The organism is Bordetella genomosp. 9, assembly GCF_002261425.1.
Lineage (GTDB): Bacteria > Pseudomonadota > Gammaproteobacteria > Burkholderiales > Burkholderiaceae_B > Bordetella_C.
In genome coordinates, this window is record NZ_NEVJ01000002.1 from 1,147,920 (window position 1) to 1,173,452 (window position 25,533).

At 66.7% G+C, this 25,533-nt stretch carries 18 protein-coding genes; 6 read left to right on the top strand and 12 right to left on the bottom strand.

Translation table 11 applies throughout. The features are described from left to right. The first annotated feature begins 66 nt into the window (after nucleotides 1-66). Nucleotides 67-1,491: a hypothetical protein gene (locus CAL26_RS11255; RefSeq protein WP_094846930.1), complete on the top strand. Its 1,425-nt coding sequence runs from the start codon at nucleotides 67-69 to the stop codon at nucleotides 1,489-1,491. 17 nt (nucleotides 1,492-1,508) lie between these two features. Next, on the top strand, nucleotides 1,509-3,785 hold the full coding sequence (locus CAL26_RS11260; RefSeq protein WP_094846931.1) for a heavy metal translocating P-type ATPase: 2,277 nt from the start codon (nucleotides 1,509-1,511) through the stop codon (nucleotides 3,783-3,785). A 66-nt stretch (nucleotides 3,786-3,851) separates the two neighbouring features. On the opposite strand, the gene CAL26_RS11265 is transcribed toward CAL26_RS11260, so the two are convergent. The 4 genes from CAL26_RS11265 to CAL26_RS11275 all read right to left on the bottom strand — a co-directional run bounded on the left by CAL26_RS11265 (nucleotide 3,852) and on the right by CAL26_RS11275 (nucleotide 8,450). Continuing rightward, complete coding sequence (locus CAL26_RS11265) at nucleotides 3,852-4,637, bottom strand: DeoR/GlpR family DNA-binding transcription regulator (RefSeq protein WP_094846932.1); 786 nt, start codon at nucleotides 4,635-4,637, stop codon at nucleotides 3,852-3,854. 87 nt (nucleotides 4,638-4,724) lie between these two features. Continuing rightward, entirely contained in the window at nucleotides 4,725-6,932 is a 2,208-nt protein-coding gene (locus CAL26_RS11270; RefSeq protein ID WP_094846933.1) for a phosphocholine-specific phospholipase C, read from the bottom strand. Nucleotides 6,933-7,049: 117 nt separating this feature from the next. Then, nucleotides 7,050-7,271, bottom strand: coding sequence for a hypothetical protein (locus CAL26_RS28090; protein WP_143277409.1), 222 nt, complete (start codon nucleotides 7,269-7,271; stop codon nucleotides 7,050-7,052). A 198-nt stretch (nucleotides 7,272-7,469) separates the two neighbouring features. Continuing rightward, a complete protein-coding gene (locus tag CAL26_RS11275; protein WP_094846934.1) occupies nucleotides 7,470-8,450 on the bottom strand; it encodes a Bug family tripartite tricarboxylate transporter substrate binding protein in 981 nt (326 codons plus the stop codon). 399 nt (nucleotides 8,451-8,849) lie between these two features. On the opposite strand from CAL26_RS11275, the gene CAL26_RS11280 reads away from it, so the two are divergent. Genes CAL26_RS11280 through CAL26_RS11290 form a run of 3 tightly spaced genes read left to right on the top strand, consistent with a single transcriptional unit; the run spans nucleotide 8,850 to nucleotide 12,177 of the window. Next, nucleotides 8,850-10,520 carry a flavin-containing monooxygenase gene (locus CAL26_RS11280; RefSeq protein ID WP_143277410.1) on the top strand — a complete coding sequence of 557 codons (1,671 nt, stop codon included), beginning with the start codon at nucleotides 8,850-8,852 and terminating at the stop codon, nucleotides 10,518-10,520. Then, the gene (locus CAL26_RS11285) at nucleotides 10,517-11,275 is read left to right on the top strand and encodes an SDR family NAD(P)-dependent oxidoreductase (protein WP_179283326.1); all 759 of its coding nucleotides are present in this window, start codon (nucleotides 10,517-10,519) and stop codon (nucleotides 11,273-11,275) included. The genes CAL26_RS11280 and CAL26_RS11285 overlap by 4 nt, the downstream gene beginning before the upstream one ends. 47 nt (nucleotides 11,276-11,322) lie before the next feature. Continuing rightward, complete coding sequence (locus CAL26_RS11290) at nucleotides 11,323-12,177, top strand: IclR family transcriptional regulator (RefSeq protein ID WP_094846936.1); 855 nt, start codon at nucleotides 11,323-11,325, stop codon at nucleotides 12,175-12,177. A gap of 52 nt (nucleotides 12,178-12,229) precedes the next feature. Here the strand turns inward: CAL26_RS11290 and CAL26_RS11295 are convergent, their stop codons facing one another. The 8 genes from CAL26_RS11295 to CAL26_RS11330 form a co-directional block, all read right to left on the bottom strand. Then, a complete protein-coding gene (locus CAL26_RS11295) occupies nucleotides 12,230-13,198 on the bottom strand; it encodes an alpha/beta hydrolase (protein WP_094846937.1) in 969 nt (322 codons plus the stop codon). 76 nt (nucleotides 13,199-13,274) lie between these two features. After that, nucleotides 13,275-14,108: an N-formylglutamate deformylase gene (gene hutG, locus CAL26_RS11300; RefSeq protein ID WP_094846938.1), complete on the bottom strand. Its 834-nt coding sequence runs from the start codon at nucleotides 14,106-14,108 to the stop codon at nucleotides 13,275-13,277. A gap of 65 nt (nucleotides 14,109-14,173) precedes the next feature. Further along, a complete protein-coding gene (locus tag CAL26_RS11305; RefSeq protein ID WP_094846939.1) occupies nucleotides 14,174-15,565 on the bottom strand; it encodes a formimidoylglutamate deiminase in 1,392 nt (463 codons plus the stop codon). Further along, nucleotides 15,562-16,224, bottom strand: a complete 663-nt coding sequence (locus CAL26_RS11310) for a HutD/Ves family protein (protein WP_256988310.1) — start codon at nucleotides 16,222-16,224, stop codon at nucleotides 15,562-15,564. The genes CAL26_RS11305 and CAL26_RS11310 overlap by 4 nt, the downstream gene beginning before the upstream one ends. Next, the gene (locus CAL26_RS11315; RefSeq protein WP_094846940.1) at nucleotides 16,217-16,987 is read right to left on the bottom strand and encodes an amino acid ABC transporter ATP-binding protein; all 771 of its coding nucleotides are present in this window, start codon (nucleotides 16,985-16,987) and stop codon (nucleotides 16,217-16,219) included. Before CAL26_RS11315 ends, CAL26_RS11310 begins: the two co-directional genes overlap by 8 nt. Next, nucleotides 16,984-17,652 carry an amino acid ABC transporter permease gene (locus tag CAL26_RS11320; RefSeq protein WP_094846941.1) on the bottom strand — a complete coding sequence of 223 codons (669 nt, stop codon included), beginning with the start codon at nucleotides 17,650-17,652 and terminating at the stop codon, nucleotides 16,984-16,986. The genes CAL26_RS11315 and CAL26_RS11320 overlap by 4 nt, the downstream gene beginning before the upstream one ends. Nucleotides 17,653-17,660: 8 nt before the next feature. Then, the gene (locus tag CAL26_RS11325; RefSeq protein ID WP_094846942.1) at nucleotides 17,661-18,404 is read right to left on the bottom strand and encodes a transporter substrate-binding domain-containing protein; all 744 of its coding nucleotides are present in this window, start codon (nucleotides 18,402-18,404) and stop codon (nucleotides 17,661-17,663) included. 45 nt (nucleotides 18,405-18,449) lie between these two features. Beyond that, complete coding sequence (locus CAL26_RS11330; RefSeq protein ID WP_094847046.1) at nucleotides 18,450-19,193, bottom strand: IclR family transcriptional regulator; 744 nt, start codon at nucleotides 19,191-19,193, stop codon at nucleotides 18,450-18,452. A gap of 479 nt (nucleotides 19,194-19,672) precedes the next feature. Between CAL26_RS11330 and CAL26_RS11335 the strand changes: the two genes are divergently transcribed. Then, nucleotides 19,673-25,533: retention module-containing protein (locus CAL26_RS11335; RefSeq protein ID WP_143277411.1), on the top strand; the 5,861-nt coding region annotated here is incomplete at its 3' end.

Sequence of the window (25,533 nt, forward strand, 5' to 3'; positions counted from 1 at the left end):
CGGTCTTGCGTGGTTATAGAATGGGCTGCCGATTCTATTTGCGTGTGGACGATGGCGGGTTGATCCATGTCAAAGACACAACTGGCGCGTTTGTTAAGCGAGGTGCCGCGTCGTTATCTGCTCCCGCCGCTGCCCGAAGGTTCGCCGCCCGGGGATGCGGACGCCGGCACCGTGCTCGCACGGGTGCTGGAGCGGGTGCGTGCGACCCTGTCGCACGGTGGAACGCCCACTGCGGCGCTGAAGGCCGGGTTCTTGAATGCCCTGGCCCGGCTTATCCACGAGGCCATGCGCGAGCGTGCCGGCGACCCGATCTTCCAGGCCATGGTGCTGCGCCATCGCACACCGCGCGTGCGCGAATATGCGTCGCTGGCGGCGCATGCGGAGCGGGATCGCCGCGAAGTGCGCGCCTTGGTGAACGGCGTCGCGCATCCCGGAAAGCAGGCGCGACGATCACCGGGTCCCGTGCACGATGCGCTGGGGCGCCTGCACGCGTTGGCGGAAGCGTCGGCCTGGGGACACCTGCGCCAGGCGGCGCGGCGTGCGCTGGAGATACCCGACATCCTCGGCGATGCCGCCATCGCAAGCGCGCTGGCCGGCCTGACGGCGAGTCCGGCGCTGGCGCGCCTGGACCTGCTGGACACCCTGGTGGCCGATGGCGACGTGCGCCGGTATCAGGCGCTGTGGGACCTGAACGGTCCCCGGTCCGGCAGCGCCGCGGCCGTGGCGCGCGGATCGGCGTCGCAGCGGCGCGGCGCCGAGGTGGAAGCCCAGGCAGCACGCGCCATCGAAGCGTTGGCCCGGCGGCTCGAACTTAATGTAGCCGGGGATGAGGCCGGGCAGGGCGGCCAGACGGCGTATCGGGTGGCGATGTCCATGCGGGTGCCGGCGCCCCTGTCCGCCGGTGCCGATCGTGCCAAGACGGAATGGGACGTCGTCCTGCTGCGTCGGAGCGGGGCGCCGCCGGAGATCGGCGCGGACCTCGGCAGCGCCGGGGCCCCCTGGGACGTTTGCCTGCTGGTCGAAGCAAAGGCGTCGCTGGACGCCGCGACCACGGATCTGCAAAGACTGTTGCGCGGCCTGCGCCTGCTTGCCGGCGCCGACGCCAGCCTGGTCTACCACTTCCAGACGCGCGGCGGCAGCGTTCCCGTATCCGGCGCGTCGCTGCGCGCGCTGCGCATGTCGTGCACCGACGATGCGGCCCTGCGCTCATCGGTACTCTATTGTTGCGACGCATCCCAGGAAGCGCAAACACGCCCGCTCGGCGCGGCCAGCCGGATGCAGCTCCTGTCGGCCCCCGCCAGCCTTGCATATGCCGCGCATTGCGCGGAAGATTCCCGGGCAAGCTCCGACATGCTCGAACCGGTCTGGCAGGCGCTCCTGGCCTTACCTGCCTGGGCCCCCGTGCTGCATCAATACACGACCCTGCGCCAGGTTCGCGAGTTGCTGGTCCATGTCGACGACGTGTTCGCGACGGTCGCATCCACGGTCTAAGCCATCTCCCGCCATCCATGCGCGCTATCGATACCTGGTTGCTGATTCTTTCCGCCGCCACGCTCGCCGCGGGTGGGCTGTGCTGGGCCGCTGGCCGTCCGCTGGCGGCGCAGGTGCTATGGCTGGCGGGCGTGGCGCCTGTCCTGCTGGCGCTGTCCCTATCCATCGTCAAGGCCTTGATGCGACGGCAGCCGGGCGTCGATGTGCTTGCCTGGATCGCGATCGCGATGGCCGTGGCATTGGGCGAGTCGCCCACCGCGGCGATCATCGCATTGATGGTGGCCGGCGGGCGGGCGCTCGAGCGCTACGCCGAGCAGCGCGCCGAACGCGAAATGACGGCGCTGTTGCAACACGTGCCGCGCGCGGCGACCCGCTTCGAATCGGGGGAATGGCGCCAGGCGGATCCCGATGCCATTCGTAGCGGCGATCGCCTGCTCGTGCGGGCCGGCGACGTCGTGCCGGTGGACGGCACCCTGGCGGGGCAGGCACAGCTGGACGAGTCCTCGTTGTCGGGGGAATCGCGCGTGCTGGTGCGCCAGCCCGGGGAGTTCGTGCGCAGCGGCGCGGTCAATGCCGGCGCGCCGTTCGAAATGCGGGCCGCGGCCGCGGCCCGCGACAGCACGTTCGCCGGTATCGTCCGCATGGTGCGGGAAGCGCGAGGCCAGCGCAGCCCGTCCGCGCGCCTGGCCGATCGCTATGCGCTGGTTTTCGTGATCGGGTCGCTGCTGATCGCCGGGGGAAGCTGGTTGCTGACGGGCGACCCGTTGCGGGCGCTCGGCGTGCTGGTGGTGGCGACGCCCTGTCCGCTGATACTGGCGGTGCCGGTGGCCATCGTTTCCGGGATCTCCCGCTGCGCCAGGCGGGGCGTGCTGGTCAAGGGCGGCGGGGCGTTGGAGCGCCTGGGCGCCGCGACCATCCTGTTCTTCGACAAGACCGGCACGCTGACGGGAGGCAACGCCAGGCTGGTGGCCATCGAACCCGCGCCTGGCGTCTCGACGCAGGCCGTCCTGCGGCTGGCGGCCTCGCTCGGGCAGGCGTCCGGCCACGTCGTATCCGCGTCCATCACCGTGGCGGCGCGCGAACGCGGCGTGCAGCTGGCGCAACCCCTGCACGTGCGCGAGCGCGCCGGCGCCGGCGTGGAAGGCGAAATCGATGGCCAGCGCGTCACCATGGGGTCGTTCGCCTATGTGCGCGAGGCCGCGCCCGCCGAGCCCTGGAGCACCGAGTTCCTGAGGCGCATCGGCTACGAGGGTGCGGCGGCCGTTTTCGTGGCGGCCGGCGGAAAGATGATGGGCGCGATCCAGCTCGCCGATGAGATACGCCTGGAAACGCCGCGCACCCTGCGCATGCTGCGCCAGCAAGGCATCCGCCAACTGGTGATGCTGACCGGCGATCGGCGCGACGTGGCCCAGACCCTGGGCGCGATCCTCGGCGTGACGGATGTGCGCGCCGAGCAGACTCCGGCGGACAAGCTGGCCGCCATCGCGGCTGCCCGCAAGCAGGGCATCGTGGTGATGGTGGGCGATGGCGTGAACGACGCCCCTGCGCTCGCCGCGGCCGACGTGGGCATAGCCATGGGCGCCCGGGGTGCGGCGGCGTCTTCCGAGGCCGCGGACGTCGTACTGCTGGTCGACCGCCTGGACCGCATCGTCGACGCCATGCGGGTGGCGCGCCGCGCGCGCCGCATCGCCCTGCAGAGCGTGCTGGCGGGTATGGGCCTGTCCGTCGTCGCGATGGGCGTGGCCGCCGCCGGCTATCTGCCGCCGATGTGGGGCGCCATCCTTCAGGAAGCGATCGACGTCGCCGTGATCGTCAACGCGCTGCGGGTCCTCGTCGTCGCGCCGCCGGCGCAGGCCCGGCTTGCGCCGGCGGATGCGGCCGGCCTGATGGCGGGCCATGCCGCGCTCGAACCCTTGATGGCGCGGATACGTGAACTGGCCGATGGACTGCCGGCGATGCCGAAGACCGAGATCGCCAGCGCACTGAAAGACCTGCACGCCGCGCTCGCGCGGGACCTGCTGCCTCACGAGCGTCGCGACGATACGGAAATCTATCCCCGCCTGGGCGATCTGCTCGGCGGTGATGACCCGATGGCCGCGATGAGCACCACGCACAGGGAAATCTTTCGCGTCATCGCGGTACTGGGCAAGATGATCGCGGATATACCGCCCGAAGGCCCCGATCCGGAATCGCTGCGGGAATTCCAGCGCCTGCTGTACGGACTCGACGCGATCGTGCGCCTGCATTGCGTGCAGGAAGACGAGATTTTTCACACACTGGCCGAAGCGGCCTGAGCCCGCTGCCGCCCACACCGCGGAAGACGCCGCGCCGTTCTATGCGGAGACGCAGGAAAGCGCGGCTCAGGCCAGTACCACGTCCACGCCGGCGCGGCGCCAGCGCTGCAGTTCGTCTTCGATGCCGTCGCCCTCATGCGGGTTGGTGACGATGCGGCTGACTTCCTGCGGCTTGGCATAGCGCACGCGGCTGACCAGTCCGACCTTGCTGTAGTCGGCAAGCAGCACGCGCTCCCGGGCCTGCTCGGCCATCGCTTGCGCGACTTCCGCTTCGTGGGGGGCGTAACTGGTCGCGCCGTGCGTGGCGCTGAGCCCTACCGGCGACAGCAAGGCCAGGTCCGCGTGGTAGCGTCCGATCTCGTTGATCGTGCCGCTGCCATAGGTTGCCGGCACGTCGCCGTGCGGCGTGCCGCCCAGCAGGATGACTTCATGGCGCGGCGATTCGCTGGAATCGTCGCGGCGCGCCAGGGTCATGGCGATGCCCAGGGAATTCGTCACCACGGTCAGCCCGGACATCCCGCGCAATGCTTCGGCCAGGTAGCCGGTGGTCGTTCCGGCATCCAGCAGGATCACCTGTCCCGGCGCCAGCATCGGCAGCACGGCGCGGGCGATGGCGCGCTTTTCGCGCGCTCGCAGGTGCTGGCGCTGCGCGTAGGGCGGCTCGGCATGCGCCGCCGTCGTGACCACGCCGCCATGGACCCGCCGCAGCGCGCCCTGCGCTTCCAGTTCGAGGACGTCGCGCCGCACCGTCTCGCGCGACACCGACAGTTCGCGCGCGAGCCGCTCCGTACTGACGCGCTCGAAGGCGCCGAGCAAGGCCTGGATGCGGGCGATGCGTTCTTCCTGCAGCATATCGGTCTAATCGTGATCGGTTGCGCACGAAAGACGCCGCGCCACCTGACATGGCGCGGCGTCTTTCACCGGCAAAGCGTCAAAGCATCAAAGATCTTCCATGCCCATCGCGGGATCGCTCAGGCCGTCCTTGCCCGTTTCGACGCGGCCCGCGAATCGGCGCGACCAGCCGGGCTGCTCGGCGCAAGTGACCAGGAAATCGTACCACTGGGCGCTGTCCTTCAGGTCCCAGTGCACGTCCTGCGTGGCGCCGGCGGCGACCGTCAGGTTCCACGGCCCGTCGTTGCGATAGGCCTTGGCCCGTACCGTCAGGTGCGCGTCCTTGCCGCCGGTGTTCATGCCGGTCAGGTAGACGTTGCCGTTCGCCACGTCGTAGCAGACGCGCACTTCGGGCACGGCGGCGCCGTTGGCCGCCTGCGCCGCCAGGTCGCCGGTGTAGCCCCGGTGATAGCCGTTCGGTCCCAGCACCCACAGGTCGTAGCGGCCGTCATCGGTGGCCTTGGTGTCCCAGCTGTCGTCCAGCTGTTTGCCGGCCTCGACAACGTAGCGGCGCGGGATACGGTCCAGGTGCAGGCGGTCGTACACGTGGAAGACGGCGGCCGCCGAACCCGTATTGGAGAAGATCAGCTTGACGGCGCCGGTTGCAGCGTCGGCGCGCGCGCTGGTGTGCAGCTCGTACGGCAAGGCGCGCGACGGACGCGTGCCGCCGCCCTGGCGCGGCAGGTTCTGCGGCGTGGGCAGGGCCACCTGGCCCAGCGCATCCTGCGAAATGCGCAGCGTGTCCGCGTCGTTGCGGGTGCGGCGGCCGCCCAGCGTGGGCAGCGCATCGTCGTTGGGCGTCGCGAAGTTGAAGGCCGAGGTCAGGTCGCCGAAGACCGCGCGACGGTAGGGACTGATCTGGGTTTCTGCGACCCCGAAACGGGCCTCCAGAAAACGCAGCACGGACGTATGGTCGAACTGCTGCGAATTCACCCAGCCGCCACGGCTCCATGGCGAGATCACATACATGGGAACGCGCGGTCCCGGACCGTAGCAGTCGCCGTCCGGCGTGGGCATCGAGGTGTTCGGCACCACGCCATGCGTGTAGTACTCGTACGACATATCGGCGGCGCTCAGCGTCGATTTACCGAAGGTGGCGCCCGACGTCATATCCAGCGACGGCGCGCAGGGCGGCGGCACGTGGTCGAAATAGCCGTCGTTCTCGTCGAAGTTGATCAGCAGCACGGTCTTGGACCATACGTCCGGATTGGCGGTCAGCGCATCCAGCACTTCCTGGGTGTACCAGCCGCCTTGCACGGGGCTCGACGGACCGGGATGCTCGGAATACGTTTCCGGCGCGATGATCCAGGAAACCTGCGCCAGCTTGTTGTCCAGGATGTCCTGCTTGAAGGTGCCCAGGAAACCGCCATCCGGCATCGTGTTGGCGATGCCCTTGTACAGCGGGTTGTTGACGTCGTCGGTGGGGGCATACGCCGGATTCACCGGCACGTCATGGTAGACCGGCTTGCCGGAACGCAGATTGGCGTCGCGATATTGCTTGAAGCCGATCAAGGGGTTGTCGGTGAAGTTGTCGGGCATGTTCTGGTAAACCATCCACGACACGCCGGCCTGCGTCAGCCGTTCCGGGTAGGTCGCCCAGTCGAAGCCCGTCGTGGCCAGGTTGGTGGTCGTGTCCAGGCCGTCCCATACGTTGTTCACCACCACGTGCGCGGACGGTGTCGTCGCGCCGTTCGTGCCGGTCCAGTGGAACAGGCGATTGGTATTGGTGCCGCCGTGCAGGGAGCAGAAATACCCATCGCACAGGGTGAACGCATTGGCCAGGGCGAACTGGAAGGACGCTTCCTGTTCGGTGAAGTAACCCATGGATTGCGTACGCTTGTAGCGCGCCCACTGGTACATGCGGCCCTTGTCCCAGGCGTCACGCGCGTCCTTCCAGCTGTGCGGCGTGCCGCTGACGCGCTGCGCATTGCCCGCGGTCTGGTCCAGGTGATACGGCAGGATGGGCTTGCCGTTGGCGTCCAGCTGCTGCCAGACGTTCAGCGCGTTCGGCACCGGGATCGTGAAGCGATCGCCGAAGCCGCGCACGCCGGCCAGCGTGCCGAAGTAGTTGTCGAAGGAACGGTTCTCCTGCATCAGGATGACGACGTGCTCGACATCCTTGATGGTGCCCGTGCGATTGTTCGCCGGGATGGCCAGCGCCCGGCGGATGCTGGGCGGGAACATGCTCAGTGCGGTCAGGGACGCGGTGGCGCCCAGGCTGTTGCGCAGAAACTTGCGTTTGGCGTTGTTGATCATTGTCGGTTCGCGGGTCGGTTGTGGCGCGAAGGCCTGCATGGCGGGCGTGATGCCGCCAGGGTCGCTATCGGAAGAAAGAGGAAGAGCGCGGAAACTACGTCCGCGGCGGACGGCCGCCTACGGCGCGCAGTGCATCACCGGCGCGGGGGGCTGCGGCGTTCCCGGCTGATCCAGGTTCGTCGGTTGGGTGGGGGTATCGGGATTCGACGGAGCGTCGTCATCGTCGTCGTGGTCCCCACCGCAGGCGGTGAGCGAACAAGCGATGGCGACAGCGGCCAGCAGCATGGGCCAGCGCGCGGCGGGACGGGCGTGGGAGCGTTGGATAGGGGTCGGTTTCATGCGGCGAGGGAGGCGGGTTGCAGAAACGGCCGTTCAACCGGCCGTGCGCGTCGGATTGTGCGTTTGAGGAGACTCAAACGCACAATTCCAAAAAAGTGCAACCGCATGATCGGCCAGCGAAGTGACATGGCCGTGACAGGGAGGTTTAAGGAAGATGGCGGGAATGTGGAGACGACGCGTACCGGCAGCTATGGATATTCACTTCCCCTGTTGCAGGCTTTGCTTCAAGCCGGTCTGCTCCGCCGCGGTGCGCGAGACTTCCAGTTTCCTGGCGATCACCGCCTTGAACTCGCTCGGCGAATTGCCGGTGGGGATGAATCCCATGGACAGGAATTTCTCGCCCAGCTTGGGATCGCGCAGGGCCTCCATGAGCGCGCTGTTCAAGGTGGATTTCAGGCTGTCCGGCATGCCCTTCGGCCCGACCAGGCCGTAGAAGAACGTGCTTTCCAATCCAGGCACCGCTTCCGAAAGCGTCTGCACGTCGGAAAGCCCCGCCCAGCGCGTGGTCGATCCCACGGCGATGGCGCGCGCGGCGCCGCTTTTGATGTAGGGCAGCGCCACGCCCAGCGGCAGCACCAGCATGTCGACGTGGCCGGCGATCAGGTCGGTCAGCGCCGGGCCTGTTCCCGGGTAGCCGATGATGGTGGTTTTCACGCCGGCGGCGTCCTGTATCCGCAGGCTATCCAGGTGCATGCCGCCACCCGAGACGACCGCGAAGTTGAGTTTGCCTGGATTCTTTTTGGCGTAGGCGACGAAGTCGGCGAAGCTCTTGATCGGCACCGACGGGTTGACCACCAGCACGGTACCGCCGGAAGCGATCTGGCCGATATGGTCGAAGTCCTTCACGAGGTCGTAACCCAGGTCGTCGCGCACCGCCGCGTTGCCGATATCGGAATCGGTCCAGATGCCCAGCGTGTAGCCGTCCGGGGCGGCGGCCTTCAGATCCCGGATGCCGATGACGCCCGTGCCGCCTGGGCGATTCTTCACGATCACCTGCTGGCCCCACTTGCGGGACAGCACTTCGGCGACGCTGCGCGCGACCGTGTCGGTGCCGCCGCCCGGTGCATAGCCGACGATTAGGGTGACGGGACGGGTGGGGAATTCGGCGGCATGCGCCGCGGGCAACAGCAATGAGAGAGCCGTCCACACGCCGATGGACAAACGGACTATCAGCTTCATTTTGTCTTCCTCCTCAGGGGATGACAGGTCGCGACGCCTTGCTATGCCTGCGGCTTGCGCGATCCTGCGTGATTCACTATACAAAAAAACAAATGACTGTCAAAGAAAATATTCGTCCTCTATAGAAAACGGAAGCGTTGTCTCAGAGTGAGCGCCGGTCCTTTTCATCCTCTTGGCTGACCTCCTCCATCGCCTGTCCGACGACGGATCCTGGAGACCCGCCGAAGCTGTGGCAAAGCCGCCCGTTCCGAATCGCTGGACGTCGTCTATAGAAGACAAAAGTAGCCTATTGCAAACGACAAGTGCATGCCATACCATGACCCAACCGCGGCACACATGTTCCGTCGCACATACCGCCGGCACGTGCTTCCGGCGCTCGAAGATCCACAAGGAGGAGACATGTCCCAGGCCCAACACCCCCCAGCATCCCCACCCGGTCCAGCCGAACACGTCGACGTCCTGATCGTCGGCGCGGGCTTCGGCGGGCTTTATGCCATACACCGCATGCGCAAGCTCGGCCTGCAGGTGCGCTGCATCGAAGCGGCAAGCGGGGTGGGCGGCACATGGTTCTGGAACCGCTACCCGGGCGCGCGCTGCGACGTGGAAAGCCTCGACTACTCCTACTCTTTTTCCGACGAACTGCAGCAGGAATGGAGCTGGTCGCACCGCTACGCCGAACAGCCGGAAATCCTGGCCTACCTCAACCACGTCGCCGACCGCTTCGGCCTGCGCCAGCACATACGCTTCGAAACGCGGGTGACGGGCATGCGCTACGACGAAGGCCGCGCCGTGTGGAGCGTCTCCACCGACAAAGGCCCCGCGGTCGAAGCGCGCTTCTGCATCATGGCCAGCGGCAATCTGTCGGCGCCACGGGTTCCGGACATCCCCGGCATCGAGCGCTTCAAGGGTGAATGGCACCATTCCGCCCGTTGGCCGGAGCAGGGCGTGGACTTCACCGGCAAGCGTGTCGCGCTCATCGGCACGGGCGCCACCGGCGTGCAGATGCTGCCCAGGATCGCCGCGCAGGCAAGCCGGGTCACCGTCTTCCAGCGCACCGCGAACTTCAGCGTGCCCGCGAACAACCATCCCATGCCGGAAGACGAGGAACGCGAGCAGAAAGCCAACTACCCGGCGCTGCGCAAGGCCGCGCGCAAGCAGGCCTCCGGCATGTCGCGCGTCGCCATACCGACCATGTCGGCCCTCGACATGCCGCGCGAGGACAGGCTGCGCCTCTACGAACGGCTATGGGCCAAGGGCGGCAGCGCCCGCATGATGGGCGCGTTCACCGACCTCATGCGCAATGCGGAGGCGAACGAAAGCCTCGCTTCGTTCGTCCGCGAAAAGATCCGCGCGGTCGTCAAGGATCCCGCCACGGCCGACATCCTGACGCCCCGCGATCACCCGATCGGGTCGCGCCGGCTTTGCGTGGATACGGACTACTACGAGAGCTACAACCGGGACAACGTCAAGCTGGTGGACGCCCGCCGCACGCCCATCCAGGAAATCACCGAACAAGGCGTGCGCACCACCGACGCCGACTACGACGTCGACGTCATCGCCTTCGCGACGGGCTTCGACGCCATGACCGGCGCGCTGAACGAGATATCCATCACCGGTCGAGCGGGGGCGCGCCTGGGGGAAAAATGGCGTGCCGGTCCGGCGACCTACCTGGGCCTGATGGTGCACGGATTCCCGAACATGTTCATCGTGACGGGCCCGGGCAGCCCGTCGGTCAAGGCCAATATGGTCACCGCGATCGAACAGCACGTCGAATGGATAGCGGATTGCCTGACCTATCTCGACGACCACGGCATCGACACGATAGAGCCGACGTCCGAGGCCGAAGACGATTGGGTGCGGCACGTCAACGAGGTGGCCAACGGCACGCTTTTTCCGCAGGCCACCAACTCCTGGTACGTCGGCGCCAACATCCCCGGCAAGCCGCGCGTCTTCATGCCTTATGTCGCGGGGCTTCCGGCCTACATCAAGACATGCGAAGAGGTCGTCGCCAACGGCTATCGCGGCTTCGACCTGCGCAAGAACAAGGTGGATGCGGAGGCCGCGCCATGACGGGCCGAAACATAGTCGTGGTGGGCGGGGCGTCCGGCATCGGACTGGAGACTGCCCGGTATTTTCTCGACCGTGGCGACGCCGTGACCCTCATCGACGTCGACGCCGGAAAAGTCAGCCAGGCTGAAGCCGCGCTGGCCCGGTCCGGCGGCCGCGTCATCGGCATGCCGGCCGACGTCAGGGATCGCGCCAGCCTGGACGATGCCTTCAAAAATGGCGCTGCCCGCCATGGCGGCATCGATGCGCTGGTCTACACCGCGGGCGTGCTGCTTCCCGCGACGCTGGCCGATATGACGGACGAGGTCTACGACCTGACGTTCGACGTGAACGCCAGGGGATTCTGGCGCTGCGCACAGGCCGCCTTGCCGCACTTCCCCGATACCGGCGGCGCGATCGTCGCGATATCGTCGTCGGCGGGCCTGCGCCCCAAGGCGGGTAACGGCGCTTACGCGGCGTCCAAGGTCGCGCTGCAGTTCCTGGCGCGTACGCTGGCCCTGGAAGTCGCGCACAGGCAGATACGCGTGAACTGCATCTGCCCCAGCATGCTCAAGACGCCGATGACGGAAAAATTCATCGCCGGATCGGCGCAGGGCGGCTTTCACCTGACGGCCACCACGCCGCTCGGCCGTCTGTGCACGGAGGCCGACATCGCGCGGACCATCGCCTTCCTGTGCTCGGAAGACGCGTCCTTCATCACCGGCGCGACCATCGCCGTGGATGGCGGATCGACCGCCGGCATGCCGATGGCGCGCTGACCGAGCTGCTATAGTCGCAACGACCCTGTGACAGGAATGATTTCATCGTGAGCACTGAGTACGGACTCGAGGCTGAAGCGCAATCGGACAAGCCTGCCCGTTCCGGAAAACACAGAAGCGCGGACGGCGCCGAACGCGTCGTCGGCAAGCCCGTGGGCGCGATCGTTTCCGGACTGGCGGTCCTGCGGGCGCTGCATCAGGCGCAACGCCCGCAAAGGGCCAGCGAGGTCGCGCGGGAAACCGGCTTGCATCGAGGCACGGCATTCAACATCCTGCGCACCTTCCAGCGCGAAGGCCTGGTCGCCTATAACGAACGCGACCAGACCTACAGCATCGGCGTCATGGCCCTGGAACTCGCGCATGGCGTCCTGCGCACCAGCGGCTTGCTGGATGTCATCCGTCCAGAGATGTTTTCACTGGCCGAACGCGTAGGGGTGACGGTCGCGTTGGCGAAGGTCGAAAAAAGCTATGACCTGGTGCTGCTCGACTTCGTCGGCGGCGGCTTTCGCGTCGACAGCTATTTCAGCATGGGCCGCCGGTCGCCGCGCTTCTCAGGGGCATCGGGCCTGGTCATGGCCGCCTTTTCCGGCGCCAGCCCGGAACTGGTGGAATCCGCGTACGGGCAGACGGAATGGTTTCGCAAACCCGCCTTCGAGGAATACCTCCAGCGTATCGAAACCACACGGGCGCGCGGCTACGCCCTGGATTCGGGTGACCGAAGGCGCGGCCTGACGCAGATCGCCGTCCCGATCTTCTCCCAGGCGGGGCCTTTGACGCTGGTCCTGACGGCGGTCAATTTCAGCTACACCATGACCGAACAGAAGATCGCGGAAGTGGCCGAAGCCATGCTGGCCTTCGCCGACCGTATGTCCCCGGAGCTGGGGCGCCTGCGCCTGGAATGATCGAACCGTCGCCCGCGTGGCGCGGTCGTGCTCCAGTCCTGGACCGCGGCAATCACCAGCGTTGCGCCGGCTCCGGCAGCGCCAGCGCCGCGCGCAAGGCCTTGCACATCCGGTGGAACTCCATGTCCACCGCCGCGCTGAGCCGGCGCGCGCGCAGGAAGCCGTGGATCATCCCCACGCCGATGCGCATGTCCACCGGCACTCCCGCGGCGCCCAGCTTTTCGGCATAGCGCCTGCCGTCGTCCAGCAGCGGATCGTGATCCGCCAGCAGCAGATAGGCAGGCGGCAGTCCCGCATGGCTCGCCGCGCGCATGGGCAAGGCATAGCCGTCGTCGCGCAGGGCGGCCACCGAAGGCGGCAGAAAGGATTCCAGCGCGTACGCCATGCCTTCGCGCGTCAGGAAGGCGTCCTGGGTATTGTGCAGATAGCTCGGGGTGTCGAGGTCCGCATCCAGCGTCGGATAGGCCAGGGCCTGCATGCGCAGCCCGGGACCTCCACGATCGCGGGCCAGCAGGGCGCAGGCCGCCGCCAGATTGGCGCCCGCGCTGTCGCCCGCCACGGCGATGCGATCGGCATCGATGCCCAGCATGCCGGCTTCGCGCGCCGCCCAGGCCAGGGCTTCGTAGGCGTCTTCAGTGGGCGCCGGATAGGGATTCTCGGGCGCGCGGCGGTAATGCACGCTCAGCACCTGCGCGCCGGTATTCGCGGCCAGGCTGGCGGTGATGAAGTCGTGTCCCTGCGGACTGCCGGCGACGAAGCTGCCGCCGTGCAGGTAGACGATCGCCGGCAGGGGCGTATCCGCGCGCGGCCGATAGACGCGGACGAGGATTTCTCGGCCGGGCAGCACGATGTACGTATCGTTGACGTCCAGGGACGCGGGGTAGGGCTCGCTGATCAGCGCGGCCTGGCGATCCGCGCGCGCGCGCCGCTGCGCCAGGGTCAAGGCGCCAAGCTCACCCATCTCAGCCAGGGCCTTGCGAGTACGGTCTACATAGTCCTGGATGCCGGGATCGTAAGCCATGGAAGACACCTGCCGCGGTTGTAGAGTGGGGTGATCCACTCTACAAGATGGCCGTGCCTGTGCCAATAGCGTCGGCTTACCCTTTCCGCGATCGCGTCACGCCATCGAACGCCGTCTGCACCATGCGGCGCAGCAGCGGCTGCACGCGCTCGGCGCGCTCGGGCAGATAGTCGAAAGGCAGCGCTTCCTGCATGTAGCTGCACTGGGTCATTTCCAGCTGTATTGCATGGATGCCCTGTTCCGGCTTGCCGTAGTTGCGGGTGATGTATCCGCCCGTGAAGCGGCCGTTCAATACGCTGGTGTAGCCGTCAGTCTCACCTTCGCGGGCCACCGCGGCCACGGCTTCGGCGATGTCCTGCGCGCAGGCGATGCCTTTGCCCGTGCCCAGGTTCAGGTCCGTCAGCTTGCCTTCGAAGAACCGCGGCAGCACCGAGCGGATCGAGTGCGCATCCCACAGCAACGCGACGCCGTGCTGGTCGAGCAGGCGGTTGAGCTCCTGCGCCAGCTTGTCGTGATAGGGCTGCCAGATCTGCGCGCGGCGCACGGCGACTTCGGCGTCGTCAGGGACATCCTTGGGGTCGCGATACAGCGGCGTGTCGTCGAAGGTGTCGACGGGGCACAGGCCCGTCACGCTCTGGCCCGGATACAGGCTGCTGCCGTCGGGCGGACGATTCAGGTCGGCGACGTAGCGCGAATGGGTGGCCACCAGCACCGATGCGCCCATGCCGACCACGAAGTCGTACAGGCGTTCCAGGTGCCAATCGGTATCGGGAACCTGCCGCGCCTCGTCGGTCAGGCGTTCCGCGATGGCAGGCGGCAGGTAGGTGCCGACGTGCGGCATGGAAACCAGCATCGGCGCGGTGCCTTGCCGGAAGGTAAAAACGGGACGATCGGTAATGGCTAGTGACATCGTTTCCTCCAGATGTTGAATAATCGTTCGAGCCAGCCAGCGCCTGGCGCGCGGGCGGGCGGGCGTCAGCGATCCGCGACCAGCGCGCGCCGCACTTCCACGAATGCGGCCGCGGCGCTGTCGCGCAATGCGTGCCGGCCATCCTGCACGCGCAGCCTGCCTGCGACCCACACCTTGCCTATCGCGGACGTGCGATGGCTGCCGAAGACGTGCGCGGACAACATGTCCCGCGCAGGCAGGCCCGCCAGGGCGACGTGGCCCGGATCGAGCTCCAGGAAGTCGGCTTGCTGCCCGGCGGCGAAACCCGCCACCGGGCGGCCGGCGGCCTGCGCGCCGCCCGCCACCGCGGCCAGCGTCATCGCGGTGGCGACGTGCGGTTGCGCGGCATCGGCCATGACGTTGCGTTGCCGCGTGGTCAGGCGCAGGCCGTATTCCAGCCACTGCAATTCCTCGGCGGCGTTCACGGTGGAATGGCTGTCGGAGCCCACGCCCCAACGTCCTTCTCCCGCGCGCCAGTTCGCCATATCGAACAGGCCGTCACCCAGATTGGCTTCGGTAGTGGGGCAAAGCCCGGCGACGGCGCCGCTGCGCGCGGCGTCCAGCGTTTCGTCGGGCGTCATGTGCGTGGCGTGCACCAGGCACCAGCGCGGTCCGACCGGGGCATGCTCGAGCAGCCAGCGCACGGGCGGCAGGCCGCTCCACGCGATGCAGTCTTCCACTTCCTTCACTTGTTCGGCGATGTGGATGTGGATGGGCGCGGTGGAATCCAGCGCGTCCAGTCCGGCCAGCGCCTCGGCCAGGGAGGCAGGCGGCACCGCGCGCAGGGAGTGCGGCGCCAGGCCCAGCCGTCCGCCCTGGGCCTCGCAAGCGGGCTTCAGCTTGTCGAGCAGGCGCAGCATGGCGGCCGTATCGTGCAGGAAGCGCCGCTGGCCCTCATGCGGCGCCGCGCCGCCGAAGCCGCCGGATTGGTAGAGCACGGGCAGCAGCGTCATGCCGATGCCCGCGCGCTCCGCGGCGCGCAGGACGGCCAACGCCATTTCCGGTCCATGCGCATAGGGCCGGCCGTCGGCGTCGTGGTGCAGATAATGGAATTCGCACACGCTGGTGTAGCCCGCTTCCAGCATTTCCACATACAGCCAGGTGGCGATGGCCTCGGCCTGCTCCGGATCGATGCGGCCCGCGCAGCGGTACATCAGTTCGCGCCAGCTCCAGAAACTGTCCGCGGCCTGGGCGCGGTATTCGGTCAAGCCGCAGAAGCCGCGCTGGAACGCGTGCGAATGCAGATTGGGCATGCCGGGAACGAGCGGGCCGGCGGCCTGGGCTTGTCCCGGTTCGGGTGTGGTGCCGCTGGCGACCCGCGTCAGCCGCCCCTGTCCATCCCAGGCCAGGGTGACGCCGCGCGCCCATCCTTCCGGCAGCAGCGCGTCGGCGGCCCACAGGCTGTTTGCGTGATTCATGTCGCTTCCTGTTGTACTGCGTCGTCCTGCGGCGCAGGCATGTCGATCGACACCACGATCAGGCCCGTGTCGACGGGAGCCTGCTTTTTGGTGCAGCGGACGCGCCATGCGTAGCGTTGGCGGGCCCACCAGAGGCCTTCATCGGGTTCCAGCACGTGCCGGGTGCCGTCGTCGCGCTCCACTTCCCAGCAACTGCCCACGGCCAGCAGCAGGCCGCATGCCGCGCTGGGCACGATGGCGTGGTTGTCGATGACCTGCACGTCGGCCCGCACCGCGCCGCGTCGGCTCATCACGTTGAAGTCTTCCGACGCGCCTCCCTGCAGCGTGCAGGCGACCGCCACGTCGCCGGGAAAGGCGAAGGGCGCCAGCGGCGTGGTCAAGGCATGCTCGCCGGCCTTGAAACCGCCGCGCAGCACCACGCCCGCGCCGCTCAGCAGCGTGATGACGCGATCCACGCCGGCGAAGCTGGAAAACGGCCCGCCCGCGTCGATGCGCGCGACACTGATGCGCCAGAGGAAGTCGTCCATGCCCGCGCCGGGAGGCCAGCAGACAATCTCCCTGGTCAGGCCGCCGCCGTTCTTCCACGGTTGCGCCGGCACGTCGGCCAGGCGAAACAGCACCGGATCGTTGTCCGTGTTCGATGCGATGGGACTATGCACGTTTGAGTACCGCCTGCAAGAATTCGCGTGTCCGTGGCTGCGTCGGCGCGGTGAAGATCCGCGACGGCGGCCCGGCTTCGATGATGCCGCCGCCGTCCATCACCACCACGGTGTCGGCCACTTCCTGCGCGAAAGCCATTTCATGGGTGACGACCATCATGGTCATGCCTTCGGCAGCCAGCATCTTCATCACTTTCAGCACTTCGCCCACCAGCTCGGGGTCCAGCGCGGATGTCGGCTCGTCGAACAGCATGACGCGCGGCCGCATGGCCAGGGCGCGGGCGATGGCCACGCGCTGCTTCTGGCCGCCGGACAGGCTGGCGGGCATGGCGTCGGCCTTGTGCGCCAGGCCGACTTTCTCGAGCAGCGCGCGCGCTTCTTCCTCGGCCTGCTTGCGCCCGATGCCGCGCAGCTTGCGCGGACCCAGCGTGATGTTGTGCAGCACGTTCAGGTGCGCGAACAGGTTGAAGGACTGGAACACCATGCCGACTTCTTCGCGCAGCTTGTTCAGCCGGTTATCGGGCAGCATGCGGCCCGACGCGAGCAGCGGCTGGCCGCAGACCTCGATATCGCCGCCCTGCGCCAGCTCCAGCCCGTTGCAGCAGCGCAGCAGCGTGCTCTTGCCGGATCCGCTGGGCCCGATCACCACGACCACCTGCGAAGGCATGACGTCCAGGTCGATGCCGCGCAGCACCACATTGTCGCCGTAGGCCTTGGTGAGCTGCCGTATGCGCACCATGGGTTGTTGCATGTTCGCGCTCATTGCACCATTCCTCCCGCGCGCAGGCGCAGCTCGATACGCCGCAGCAGGAACGTCGTCACGCCGGTCAGGATGAAGTAGATCACCGCGATGGCCAGATAGACTTCCAGCGACCGATAGGACACCGAAATGATCTTCTGTCCTTCGTGCATCACGTCATGGATGGTCAGCAGCGACACCAATGCCGAATTCTTGATCAGCGCGATGAACTCGTTGCCCAGGGGCGGAATCATGCGTACGAATGCCTGCGGCAGCACGACGCTGGTCATGGCCATGCGGCCCGGCATGCCCAGCGACCGCGCCGCTTCCACCTGCCCGCGGTCGATGGACTGGATGGCTCCCCGCACGATTTCCGACACATAGGCGCCGCTGTAGACGGACAGCCCGATGGTGCCGCAGACGAAGGCCGGCAGCATGATGCCGAACTGCGGCAGCCCGAAGAACAGGATGAACAGCTGCACCAGCAGCGGCGTTCCGCGTATGGCGGCCACGTAGGTGGAGCACAGGCCGTAGACGAAGCGGCGGCGCGGATCGAGCCGGCCGATGCCGACCAGCAGCCCGATCACGCAACCGCACAGCAGCGACACGGAGACGATCTCCACCGTGACCGCCGCGCCTCGCACCAGGTCGGGCCAGTTGGCCCAGACCGGAGAGAAATCCAGATCCATTCAGGGCCTCAGTTGCTGAACCACTTCTTGACGATGGCGTCGTAGGTGCCATCGGCCTTCAGCCGGGCCAGCGCCTTGTTCAGGCTGGCGGTCAGTTCGGGCTGGTCCTTGCGCACGGCCATCCCGTACGCTTCGGTCGTCAACTGCTCGGGCAGCACCTTCAGGCCGCCGCGGGTGCGCACGTACTGGTAGGCGGCGGGCAGGCCGGTCACCGCGGCGTCGGCGCGGCCGATGGCGACCAGGTTGAACATCTGGTCGTTCTTTTCCACTTCGACCAGCTTCACCCCGGGATAGTTGTCCTTCAGGTAGCCGACCGACTTGGTGCCGACCTGCACGGTGACCTGCTTGCCTTCCAGGTCCTTGGGCGTCTTGATGGTGTTGTTGTCGGCCTTCACCATCGCGACCAGGCCGCCCGCGTAGTACGAATCGCCGAAGTCGACAACCTTGCGCCGTTCGTCGGTGATGTAGATCGCCGATACGGCCATGTCGTAGCGCTTGGCCACCAGGCCGGGGATCAGCCCCTTGAAATCGATCTGGGTCCATTCGACCTTCTTGCCCATGGCCTTGGCCAGGGCTTCCGTCAGTTCGATGTCGAAGCCCGTCAACTTGCCGTTATCGACGTACTCCATGGGCGGGAAGGTGGCATCCGTGACGACGCGGATCACGTCGTCGGCATGGGCGGGCGTGGCGGACCACAGGAGGGGACTCAATGCGAGCGCGGCTTGCAGGACGCGGCGACGTAGGACTTTCATTCAAGGCTCCTTGAAGATCGGGACGCGGACGTCCGGGGAAAAAATTCAGGTCAGGTTGAGCAGGCGGGAAACGCGTGCGGCGGCTACCACTACCATCTGGGTCAGTTCATCGGCGCGCGACAGGCCCCGCGACGTCGGCGCCATCAGGGTCAGGCAACCGGCCAGCCGCTGGGCGGGCCCGAAAAGCGGCGCGCTGGCGCCCCAGACACCTTCGTCGATCTCGTTCTGGCTGCGCGCGTATCCGGCCTTGCGGATGGCGGCGAGCGATTCGCGATCGGGCAACTGCGGGTCGTGCGGCTCGTCCTTCCATGCATCCAGCACGGCGTCGCGGCGCGCGGCGGGCAGGTGCGCCAGCAGGCATTTCGCCGTCGCGCCTTTGCGCAAGGCGACGCTGCGACCCTTTTCGAAGGAACAGCGCAGGGCCTGCGGGCTTTCCAGCATGTCCAGGCAGATGGCGCGGTCGTTCACCGCCACGATCAGGCCCACGCTTTCGTTGGACTGGTGCACCAGCCGCTGCATGTCCATGCGCGCCATGTGGACCAGGTTGGAACTGGCGTCGAATCCTTGCGCCAATTGCAGGCCCATGGGGCCCGGCGCGTAACTGCCGTCTTCTTCCTGCACGAACCCCCAATGCTTCAGCCGGGCCAATTGCCGGTAGAGCGAGCTGCGCGGCAGGCCGGTCGCTTCCGCCAACTGCTGCGCCGTCACCGGGCCGTTCCATTGGGCCAGCGTGGCCAGCACCATCAGCACGCGGTCCTGGGAAGCGGAGGTGGTTGTGGACGAGGACATGATGGCGCGAGTATGGGGCGGCCGCGCGCGCCGGCCAAGTAGGGATTCCCGCTGCGTGGGAATCATCGTGGTCTTTTCAGCAGCCCCTGAACAGCGGCGCGGTGCGGGAAGGTGTGCAAACCAAGGGGAAACCCGAATTCATTCCCTATTGCTCGGCGTCCCGTGCGACGTGTTGTAGTCCCAGCCTGTGGGAATTGAAGGCAGTGCATGGCGCTGTAATGGCGCATAACCCGGCACGACGTGCCCCGTCCTGGTGCTGCGTGCTCATGCCGCTCCATCAGGGACTACATGGTTGTTGTATTCCGGTATGGGTGGCCGATTGTTTGTATCTAATGGGATGATAGATTTTGTGATGTTCCTGCGGCATTGTGCTCATCAATGTCGTATTGTTACAACTTAATTGCATATCCTGTCCTTACGTACAATGCCGGAGGCCCGATCAGCCCATAGGATGAACCGTCTTTCACGGAATCATCCATATGGCCTACTCGCTTCCCGCCACTGTCCTGCAAGTCACCGGCCGCGCCTGGATGCGGCATCCGGACGGGTCCCTGACGGAGCTGCACGCCGGCAGCCGCATTCCCCCCGATACGGAAATCGTGACGTCGTCCGGCGCCACGGTCAGCCTGCAGGTCGAAGGCGGGATGCCCATCCTGATCGGCGAGAACCGCGAAGTCGCCCTGACGGATGATATGGCGGGCGCCGTGGACGCCGCCGAAGCGCGCGTGGCGCCGCCGCAGGGCACGGATTCCGACCGCCTGCTCGCCGCGCTGCAAAGCGGCGAGGATCCCTTCGATAACCTGGATCCCACCGCCGCGTTGACCTCCGGCAGCGGCGGGGATGCGGCGGGCAGCAGTTTCGTGCGGCTGGCGCGGATCCTGGAATCGACCACGCCCTTGTCGCTGGAGTATCCCAATCCCGGAGCCGCACAGACCACCGCCAACGTCCCGGCGGCCGGCGTTGCCGGCGGCGATGGCGGCAGCGCCACGGATGGCGCGGGCACCGGCGCCGCGAACACGGGAAGCGGCGGCGCGGCCGCTCCGTCCAGCGGCGTATCCGCCGGTGCTCCCGTCGTGGGGAACGTTCCTTCAGGCGAACCCGCCACGGGCGCGCCGTCCACCGGCACGCCGTCAACAGGCACGCCCGTCGATGTGCCCCATGTGAATACGGCGCCGGTCGCCGCGGCGGACACCGCCACGACCACGCAGAACGCTTCCGTCAGTGGCAATATCCTGCGCAACGACACGGATCCGGACAACGACGCGCTGGCGATCGTCAGGGTCGGCGACCAGCGCATGGTCACCGGCGGGGTCACGGTGGCGGGATCCAGCGGCGGAACGTTCACCGTCTATCCGGACGGAAGCTATGTCTTCAACCCCGGCGCCAGCTACCAGCACCTGGGCGCGGGACAAACCGCCACCAGCAGCGCCAGCTATACCGTCACGGATCCCAGCGGAGCGACCTCGACGACCACCGTCACGGTCACCATCACCGGCGTGAATGACGCGCCCGTATCCACGGGCTTGTCCGATGTGGCGGGGCAGGACGCCCAGCAGGGCGTCAATGTCGACGTATCGAGCCACTTCTCCGACGTCGATACCGGCGACAGGCTGACGTACTCCGCCGTCGGGCTGCCGCCCGGGCTGACCATCGATCCGCGCACGGGCGTGATTTCCGGGACCATCGATGCATCGGCGTCGATGGGCGGCGACCATGGCAAATACCAGGTGGTTGTGACCGCCACGGACGGCATCGGCGCCAGCACGTCGCAGGCGTTCGCCTGGAATGTCGGCAATCCGGCGCCCGTCGCGGGCGACGACAGCGCCTCGGGCGGCCAGAACCAGGTACTGGACGGCAACGTCATCAGCGGCGATGCGCAAGGCCACGGCCGTGACGTCGATCCGGATGGCGACACGCTCGCCGTCATCGACGTCAATGGGCAGGCCGGCAACGTCGGACAGGCCCTGGCGGGCGATCATGGCGGCACTTTCGTGCTGAACGCGGACGGCAGCTACCGCTTCGACCCGGGCGCCGCCTTCAACTACCTGCCGGCGGGCCAGACCCGGGCGACCTCGATCTCCTACACGGTATCGGACGGGCAGGGCGGCGTATCCACGGCTACCCTGACCGTCACGGTGACCGGCACCAACGACGTGCCTGTGATGAGCAGCGGCGTGCACGCAGTCACCGAGGACCAGGGCGTCACCGGCGGCCAGCTTACCGCCGAGGGCCGCTTGTCCATTACGGACGCCGACGCCGGCGAGGCCACGTTCCGGCCGGGAGCGCATTTCGACAGCAGCACGGGTAATGGCAATGCCGCCTTGGGCACGCTGGTGTTCAATGCCGACGGCTCCTATACCTACACCGTGGCGAACGACAACCCTGTCGTACAGGGGCTGAAGAGCGGCGAAAGCATCGTCGAGACGTACACGGTGACCAGCCAGGATGGATCGGCCACCAGCACCATCACCATCACGATCAATGGCACCGACGACCGGGCAGTCATCACGCCCCATGCGCCGGGAGATGACGCAGGCGCGGTCATCGAGGACATGGCCCAGACCGCCAGCGGCAAGCTGGACGTCGTGGACCTCGACGCCGGCCAAGCGGTCTTCGTGCCGCAAACCGGCGCGGCGGGCACCTACGGCACGTTCTCGATCGCGGCCGACGGTGCGTGGACGTACACCTTGAACAACGCCGATCCAGCCGTACAAGCGCTGGGGGCCAACGAGAGCCGAGTCGAGCAATTCACGGTCACGTCCGCCGACGGCACGACAAGCACGGTCATCGTGACCGTCCAGGGCACCAACGACGCCCCCATCATCAACGTCGCGACAGGTGCGGATGCCGGCGCGGTCACGGAGGACGACGCCAAGACCGCCACGGGCCAATTCAGCCAGACCGATGTCGATGCGACTGATACGCACACCTGGACGGTGGATGGCAACGCGCAGGGCGCCTACGGTACCTTCAGCGTCGACCAGACCGGCAAGTGGACGTACACGCTGGACAACGCAGCGGCCCAGTCGCTGACGGCGAAAGACCACATCCAGGAAACCTACACCGTCAAGGTTGACGACGGTCACGGCGGAACGGCGACCAAGTCGGTCACGGTGACGATCACTGGCACGGACGACGCCGCGATCATCACCCCGCACGCGACCGGCAGCGACGCGGGCACGGTCAAGGAAGACACGACCCTGACCACCAGCGGCAAGCTGGACATCGTCGATCCCGATGCGGGTCAAGCGGTGTTCGTACCGCAGGTAAGTACCGCCGGCACATACGGTACCTTTGCCCTGACGACGGATGGCACGTGGACGTACACGCTCAACAACACCGATCCGGCCGTACAAGCGTTGGGGGTTGACGAGACCCGAATCGAACAATTCACCGTCACGTCTGCCGACGGTACGACGAGCACGGTCACGGTGACGGTGCAGGGCACCAACGACGCCCCCACGATTAGCGTCCCGACGGGCGCGGACGCTGGCTCCGTGACGGAAGACGGCACCAAGACCGCCACGGGCCAGTTCAGCCAGACGGACGTCGACGCGACGGACACGCACACCTGGACGGTGGATGGCAACGCGCAGGGCGCCTACGGTACCTTCGGCGTCGACCAGACAGGCAAGTGGACCTACACGCTGGACAACGCCGCCGCCCAGTCGCTGACGGCGAACGATCACATCCAGGAAACCTACACGGTCAAGGTCGACGATGGCCACGGCGGCACGGCGACCAAGTCGGTCACGCTGACGATCAACGGCACCGATGACGCGGCGATCATCACGCCGCACGCGACGGGCAGCGATGCAGGCACGGTCAAGGAAGATACGACGTTGACTACCAGCGGCAAGCTGGACATCGTCGACGCCGACGCCGGTCAGGCTGTCTTCGTACCGCAGACGAGCACTGCCGGTACCTACGGCACCTTCGCCCTGACGACGGATGGCACCTGGACGTACAACCTGAACAACGCTTCCACGGCAGTTCAGCAACTTGCTGTCGGCCAGACGGCGACGGAGACGTTCACGGTAACGTCTGCCGACGGCACGACGAGCACGGTGACGGTCACCGTCCAGGGTGCCAACGATGCCCCGACCATCAACGCCCCGACCGGAGCGGATTCTGGTTCCGTTACGGAAGACGGCGCTAAGACCGCGACGGGTCAGTTCAGCAAGACTGACATCGACGCGACCGACGCGCACACCTGGACCGTTGATGGCAACGCGAAGGGCGCCTACGGCACCTTCGCCGTGGACCAAGCCGGCAAGTGGACCTACACGCTGGACAATACCGCAGCTCAGTCGCTGACCGCGAAGGACCACATTCAGGAGACCTACACGGTCAAGGTTGATGACGGCCACGGTGGCACGGCAACGAAGTCCGTGACCTTGACCATCAACGGCACGGATGACGCGGCGATCATCACGCCGCATGCGACGGGCAGCGACGCGGGAACGGTCAAGGAAGACACGACGCTGACCACCAGCGGCAAGTTGGATGTCGCGGATCCGGACGCCGGTCAGGCGGTATTTGTTGCCCAAAACGTCAACGGCCAGTATGGCTCGTTCACGATGGGCACGGACGGCACATGGACCTACACACTGAACAACGCGTCGACAGTGGTCCAACAGTTGGCCGCCGGCCAAACGGCGACTGAGAAGTTCACGGTGGCCTCCGCTGATGGCACCACGAGCACCGTGACGGTGACGGTCCAGGGCACCAATGATGCCCCGGCCATCAACGCCCCGACCGGCACAGATGCTGGATCCGTCACCGAAGATGGTGGCAAGACCGCGACTGGCCAGTTCAGCCAGACGGACATTGACGCCACCGATACGCATACCTGGACGGTGGACGGCAGCGCCAGGGGCGCCTACGGCACCTTCGCTGTGGATCAGACCGGCAAGTGGACCTACACGCTGGACAACACTGCCGCCCAGTCGCTGACGGCGAACGATCACATCCAGGAAACCTACGCGGTCAAGGTGGACGACGGCCATGGCGGAACGGCCACCAAATCGGTCACGCTCACAATCAACGGTACCGACGACGCGGCGATCATCACGCCGCACGCGATGGGCAGTGATGCCGGAACGGTAAAGGAAGACACGACGCTGACTACCAGCGGCAAGCTGGATATCGTCGACCCCGACGCAGGCCAGGCGGTCTTCGTACCCCAGGCGGGCACCGCGGGCACTTACGGAACCTTCGCCCTGACAACGGACGGCACGTGGACGTACACGCTCGACAACACCAATCCGGCGGTGCAGGCGCTGGGCGTCAATGAGAGCCGAGTCGAACAATTCACCGTTACGTCTGCCGACGGCACGACCAGCACCGTCACGGTGAGCGTTCAAGGCACCAACGACGCCCCGACGATCAACGTACCGTCAGGGTCGGACACCGGGTCCGTCACCGAAGACGGCAGCAAGACTGCGACGGGTCAGTTCAGCAAGACCGATATCGACGCCACCGACACGCACACCTGGACGGTGGACGGCAACGCGAAGGGCGCCTACGGCACCTTCAATGTGGACCAAACCGGCAAGTGGACCTACACGCTGGACAACGCCGCAGCGCAGTCGCTGACGGCGAAGGACCACATTCAGGAAACCTACACGGTCAAGGTCGACGATGGCCACGGCGGCACGGCGACCAAGTCGGTCACGCTGACGATCAACGGCACCGATGACGCGGCGATCATCATGCCGCATGCGACGGGCAGCGACGCGGGAACGGTCAAGGAGGACACGACCCTGACCACCAGCGGCAAGCTCGACGTCGTCGATCCGGATGCTGGCCAAGCGGTGTTTGTACCGCAGACGAACACCGCAGGTACTTATGGCACCTTTGCCCTGACGACGGATGGCACATGGACGTATACGCTGAACAACTCCGCAACGGCGGTCCAGCAACTCGCCGCGGGCCAGACGGCGACTGAGAAGTTCACGGTGGCGTCGGCAGATGGCACCACGAGCACGGTCACGGTGACGGTGCAGGGTACCAACGATGCGCCCACCATCAACGTTCCGACGGGAGCTGATGCCGGTTCGGTTACAGAAGACGGCACCAAGACCGCGACGGGCCAGTTCAGCAAGACGGACATCGACGCGACGGACACGCACAGCTGGACTGTCGACGGCAACTCGAAGGGCGCCTACGGTACCTTCGCCGTCGACCAGACCGGCAAGTGGACGTACACCCTGGACAACGCTGCGACTCAGTCGCTGACGGCGAAGGACCACATCCAGGAAACCTACACGGTCAAGGTCGACGACGGTCACGGCGGAACGGCGACCAAGTCTGTCACGCTGACGATCAATGGTACCGC

What these genes read in the sequence shown, in the direction of transcription:
- CAL26_RS11285 (WP_179283326.1), top strand. Translation starts at nt 10,517, where the DNA reads ATGACGGGCCGAAACATAGTCGTGGTGGGCGGGGCGTCCGGCATCGGA.
- CAL26_RS11260 (WP_094846931.1), top strand. Translation starts at nt 1,509, where the DNA reads ATGCGCGCTATCGATACCTGGTTGCTGATTCTTTCCGCCGCCACGCTC.
- CAL26_RS11295 (WP_094846937.1), bottom strand. Translation starts at nt 13,198, where the DNA reads ATGGCTTACGATCCCGGCATCCAGGACTATGTAGACCGTACTCGCAAG.
- CAL26_RS11280 (WP_143277410.1), top strand. Translation starts at nt 8,850, where the DNA reads ATGTCCCAGGCCCAACACCCCCCAGCATCCCCACCCGGTCCAGCCGAA.
- CAL26_RS11325 (WP_094846942.1), bottom strand. Translation starts at nt 18,404, where the DNA reads ATGAAAGTCCTACGTCGCCGCGTCCTGCAAGCCGCGCTCGCATTGAGT.
- hutG (WP_094846938.1), bottom strand. Translation starts at nt 14,108, where the DNA reads ATGTCACTAGCCATTACCGATCGTCCCGTTTTTACCTTCCGGCAAGGC.
- CAL26_RS11265 (WP_094846932.1), bottom strand. Translation starts at nt 4,637, where the DNA reads ATGCTGCAGGAAGAACGCATCGCCCGCATCCAGGCCTTGCTCGGCGCC.
- CAL26_RS11270 (WP_094846933.1), bottom strand. Translation starts at nt 6,932, where the DNA reads ATGATCAACAACGCCAAACGCAAGTTTCTGCGCAACAGCCTGGGCGCC.
- CAL26_RS11320 (WP_094846941.1), bottom strand. Translation starts at nt 17,652, where the DNA reads ATGGATCTGGATTTCTCTCCGGTCTGGGCCAACTGGCCCGACCTGGTG.
- CAL26_RS11305 (WP_094846939.1), bottom strand. Translation starts at nt 15,565, where the DNA reads ATGAATCACGCAAACAGCCTGTGGGCCGCCGACGCGCTGCTGCCGGAA.
- CAL26_RS11255 (WP_094846930.1), top strand. Translation starts at nt 67, where the DNA reads ATGTCAAAGACACAACTGGCGCGTTTGTTAAGCGAGGTGCCGCGTCGT.
- CAL26_RS11330 (WP_094847046.1), bottom strand. Translation starts at nt 19,193, where the DNA reads ATGTCCTCGTCCACAACCACCTCCGCTTCCCAGGACCGCGTGCTGATG.
- CAL26_RS11315 (WP_094846940.1), bottom strand. Translation starts at nt 16,987, where the DNA reads ATGAGCGCGAACATGCAACAACCCATGGTGCGCATACGGCAGCTCACC.
- CAL26_RS28090 (WP_143277409.1), bottom strand. Translation starts at nt 7,271, where the DNA reads ATGAAACCGACCCCTATCCAACGCTCCCACGCCCGTCCCGCCGCGCGC.
- CAL26_RS11275 (WP_094846934.1), bottom strand. Translation starts at nt 8,450, where the DNA reads ATGAAGCTGATAGTCCGTTTGTCCATCGGCGTGTGGACGGCTCTCTCA.